This window comes from Alphaproteobacteria bacterium (assembly GCA_004295055.1).
Taxonomy (GTDB): Bacteria; Pseudomonadota; Alphaproteobacteria; order SHNJ01; family SHNJ01; genus SHNJ01.
Genome location: SHNJ01000036.1, coordinates 1 through 4509 on the forward strand (window position 1 = coordinate 1; position 4509 = coordinate 4509).

Genomic DNA, 4509 nt, shown 5'->3' on the forward strand with positions numbered 1-4509 from the left:
TAACCGATGAATTAGTATCATCCGATTTTAATCACGATCCGCATTCATCGAATTTCGATGCGACGCAAACGCAAGTCGTAGACAAGCGTCTCGCGCGTGTATTGTCATGGTATGATAATGAATGGGGTTTCTCCAACCGCATGCTCGATACCGCCGGCGTAATGGCCAAGTTTATATAGGAGTTTAATAATGACCGCTGTTTTGAAAAACCAACATCCGCCGAAATCGGCCGCCCCATCTGAAACCGTAAAAAAGATTTTGAAAAATTACGAATCGGACAGTGGCGCAACCAAAGAAAATCTTAACCGTATTTTGATGCAAGGGCGTCTGGGCGGGACCGGGCAAATGATTATTTTGCCGGTCGATCAGGGATTCGAACACGGCCCAGCAAGATCGTTTGCTATGAATTCGGTTTGTTATGACCCGCATTATTTTTATCAATTGGGTATTGAATCGGATTTGAACGCCTATGCGGCGCCGCTGGGCGCGCTGGAATGCGGCGTTGAAACTTTTGCCGGGAAAATCCCGCTGATTCTAAAAATGAATCACGGCAATTCGTTATTGTCTAATAAAACCAATCCCGATCAGGCGGTATTGTGCAGTGTTAAAGACGCGGTGCGTTTGGGCTGCACGGCAGTCGGATTCACATTGTATAACGGATCGGAATCGTATAACGCACAATTAGAAGAATTGCGCGATATTATCGCCGAAGCCAAATCGCATGGTCTGCCAACGGTTGTCTGGTGCTATCCGCGCGGCGGCGTTTTGCCGAAAGAAGCGGAAACGGCAATTGACGTAGTTGCCTATGCCGCGCATATGGCATGCCAAGCTGGCGCGCATATGATCAAGGTAAAATTACCATCGGATGTTGTTTGGTTGGAAGCCGCGAAAAAGGCCTATACCGAACAAAAAATTCCAGTCGGTACGCTGGCCGACCGAGTGAAACACATCGCTCAAGCTTGTTTCAATGGGCGGCGCTTGGTTGTATTTTCCGGTGGCGAGGCGAAAGACACAGCCAGCATCCTCGATGAAATGCGCGCGATTAAATCTGGCGGCGGCAATGGGTCGATCATGGGCCGCAACGCGTTCCAACGCCCCAAAGCCGAAGCGATGAAATTGTTCGACGATATGATCGCGATTTTGAAGGGATAGTTTAATTGTCATCCCGAACCCTTTAGGGTGAGGGATCTACAGACATAAGACCTTATATCTGTAGATCCCTCGCATGTGCTCGGGATGACAAATAGTAAAATGACCCAATTATACCTCATCTCCCCGCCGCAAATATCGCTGGATCAGTTCTTGCCGGAATTGGATGCGGCGCTCGGCACCGGTTTGGTGTCGGTATTTCAATTGCGGTTAAAAGATATGCCGATGGTTGCGATCGAACGTACCGTTGAACCGATTTGCGATATGTGCCACGGATATGATGTTCCATTGATCATCAACAATTACGTCGATCTGGCGCACCGGTACGATTGCGACGGCGTGCATTTGGGGCAAAGCGATATGCCTTATGCCGAAGCGCGGCAAATTCTTGGCCCCAATAAAATGATTGGCGTTACTTGCCACGATTCCAAGGATTTGGCGTTCAAGGCGGCGGAAGCGGGGGCGGATTACGTCGCCTTTGGCGCGTTTTACCCGACTAAAACCAAGGATTCGGGCTATCGCCCGACTTTGGATCTGCTGCGCGATTGGGTGGAATTGACCACTATTCCTTGTGTGGCGATTGGCGGTATTACGCCTGAAAATTGTAAACCGATTGTCGATGCCGGCGCCGATTTTATTGCCGTTATATCGGCGGTTTGGGATCATGATAACGGACCCAAAGCAGGTATTGAGGCCTTTAAACCCTATATTTCAAGTATATAATCAAGTTGCAGAATGCGCCTGATTCTGCTAATTTCCGCACCAGAATTGACATGGCCCGGCCCCAGCAAATTCGCGGATGCCGGGCAAATTATTTAAGAGGTAGGTAAATGAAAGTCCAAGCGAACGCCCTGAAACCGGGCAATATTATCGAAGTTGAAACCAAACTTCTGACCGTGACCAAGGTTGAACACAGAACCCCGGGCAATTTGCGCGCGTTCGTGCAAGTCGAAGCCAAAGACGTCGCGTCTGGCAATAAAAAAGATTTCCGTTTCTCGTCGACCGAGGCGGTGGAACGCGTGCGCATCGATGAAATCGCGCATCAATATCTGTTTGCCGAAGGCGACCAAGTGACCTTCATGAATAACGAAAATTATGAACAGATCGTGGTTGACCGCGATTTGATCGGTGAGCCAGCCCAATTTTTGCAAGATGGCATGCAGGTGCAAATCGCCATGCATGAAGGCAAACCTTTGGGCGTGACATTGCCGGAATCGGTGGTAATGGAAATCGTCGAAGCCGAACCGGTCGTAAAAGGCCAAACCGCATCTGGTGGTTTTAAAACAGCGAAATTGTCGAATGGTGCGCGTATCATGGTGCCGCAATATATGGCCAGCGGCGAAATGGTTGTTGTTCGCACCGACGATGGCAGCTTTATCGAACGCGCCAAGAATTAGGCGTCAGGTTTCCGGTGTCAGGTATCAGGTTATGAACCAAATTTTAGATCATCGTGATTTGATTGTTTGGCAAAAAGCTAGGATGCTGGTTAAAAGCATCTATATGATAACCGGAAAATTTCCTAATGCTGAAAAATTTGGTTTGTGTAGCCAGATGCAAAGGGCGGCGATTTCCATCGTGGCTAATATTGCAGAGGGCAAAGCAAGAAGCACCCGAAATGACTACGCGCAATTTATATCTATTGCCAATGGCTCCGCAGCTGAATTGGAAGCATTAGTAGATGTGGCGCTTGATTTGGACTATATTAGCGAAATAGCTCATAAACGTTTTATTTCGGAACTTGGAGAAATTAGACGTATGCTGCAAGCAATGCGAAAAAAACTGAAAATAGCTGCTTAACCTGACACCTGATACCGGGCACCTGGAACCTATAAAACAATGTCTAGACTCTCTCCTCTCCTCACCGTAGTCGAAGCCGCTTGCCGCAAGGCGGGCAAATCCTTGACGCGCGATTTTAACGAGGTCGAGCATCTGCAAGTATCGAAGAAAGGCCCGGCCGATTTTGTATCGGCCGCAGACCGCAAAGCCGATAAAATTCTGCGCGAAGAATTGCAACGCGCGCGGCCGACATTCGGTTTTATGACCGAAGAAGGCGCGGATATCGTTGGCGATGGCGAGCATCGTTGGATCATCGATCCTTTAGATGGTACCACTAATTTCCTGCACGCCGTGCCGCATTTCGCAATTTCGGTCGCGCTGGAAAAGGCCGGCGAGATCATCGCGGCATTTGTTTATCATCCACTTTATGACGAAGCATACTGGGCGGAAAAAGGCACTGGCGCCTTTACCAACCGTTCCGGCCGTTTGCGCGTATCCTCACGCAAAGATTTCAGCCAATGTTTGATCGCAACCGGCATCCCATTCAAGGGGCAGGGCGATATCGCAACCTTTACCAAGGAACTTGAAACCGTATCGACACAAGTATCTGGGGTGCGCCGTATGGGCACCGCGTCGCTGGATTTGGCTTATGTTGCCGCCGGGCGTTTTGACGCTTATTGGGAACGCAATATGAAACCGTGGGATATCGCCGCCGGTATTTTGCTGGTACGCGAGGCAGGCGGTTATGTTGTGGATTATAATGGCCAGCCTGCAACGGCAATGACCAAGGATATCATCGCCGCCAATAGTGAGATTATAAAGCCATTTTCCGAGATGTTTGGCATAAAAACACTGGCCCAAATAGAATCGAAACGGGAATCAAAAACCGCCTAAGGCCGTTAATAAATTGGGCAAAAAAATCGGTTGTCAGTTTCTCCCCAATTCTATATTTTATATGGCTATAATAACCGGGATGAATTTCTTGTCCAAAAATACTAATTTGTTTGTTGCTTTGATTTGCGTGGGCTCGTTATTGGCGGGCACGGCGTCGGCATACCCGTATCGCGACGCGGTTGTTGTAAACCCCGCGATCATGCAAAGCCTTGGGCCAGAACCAACCGTTCCGTTGCAATATTATTCCGAATACGAAGCGCAAAAGCCATTTGCGGTCACTGGCGCTAAACAAGCCAGCCGCGCGGCGTATTATGCCAATATGCGTAGCGGGGAACTACCCTCGGCGCCACGCAAAAAACCGAAAAGCCATTTAAACGAAGTGGTATTTGGCGAAGCCGAACGCAAATCCGGCAAATTCAAAGCCGCTCCGAAATCATCGTTCAAGGCCGCTGCTGGCGGATTCTTCCCGGCGGCTGGAAAATTTGTCACCAATATTGCCGGTAATTTTTATGGCGGCGGTTATCGCTGGAACGATATCGATCCGCGCACACGCGGCGCCGGTGCCAATGTCACGGTTACCCGCCCGAATTCGGTTGGCGGCACCGTAATCGGATCGGTTGGATTTGACAGGGACGAAACGGATCTCGATTCCCGCGCCATGGGCCAAGTGAAACAAGCCGGTGGCCAATT

Annotated in this window: 7 protein-coding genes; all 7 read left to right on the forward strand. The window is 49.5% G+C overall.

Going from position 1 to position 4509, the window contains the following annotated elements; genetic code table 11:
• Positions 1–179, forward strand: a 179-nt coding sequence (locus EYC62_09660) for an aldehyde dehydrogenase (protein TAH32175.1), incomplete at its 5' end; no start/stop codon positions are given.
• Between the two features lie 10 nt (positions 180–189).
• Positions 190–1152, forward strand: a complete 963-nt coding sequence (locus EYC62_09665) for a class I fructose-bisphosphate aldolase (protein ID TAH32176.1) — start codon at positions 190–192, stop codon at positions 1150–1152.
• A gap of 84 nt (positions 1153–1236) precedes the next feature.
• Positions 1237–1872 (forward strand): thiamine phosphate synthase, encoded by a 636-nt coding sequence (gene thiE, locus EYC62_09670; protein ID TAH32177.1) that lies wholly within the window; start codon positions 1237–1239, stop codon positions 1870–1872.
• A 107-nt stretch (positions 1873–1979) separates the two neighbouring features.
• Complete coding sequence (gene efp / locus EYC62_09675; GenBank protein TAH32178.1) at positions 1980–2546, forward strand: elongation factor P; 567 nt, start codon at positions 1980–1982, stop codon at positions 2544–2546.
• Positions 2449–2946, forward strand: a complete 498-nt coding sequence (locus tag EYC62_09680; GenBank protein ID TAH32179.1) for a four helix bundle protein — start codon at positions 2449–2451, stop codon at positions 2944–2946. Before efp ends, EYC62_09680 begins: the two co-directional genes overlap by 98 nt.
• 39 nt (positions 2947–2985) lie before the next feature.
• Positions 2986–3819 carry an inositol monophosphatase gene (locus EYC62_09685; protein TAH32180.1) on the forward strand — a complete coding sequence of 278 codons (834 nt, stop codon included), beginning with the start codon at positions 2986–2988 and terminating at the stop codon, positions 3817–3819.
• 88 nt (positions 3820–3907) lie between these two features.
• Positions 3908–4509 (forward strand): hypothetical protein (locus EYC62_09690; protein TAH32181.1); only part of this gene is annotated, 602 nt, incomplete at its 3' end.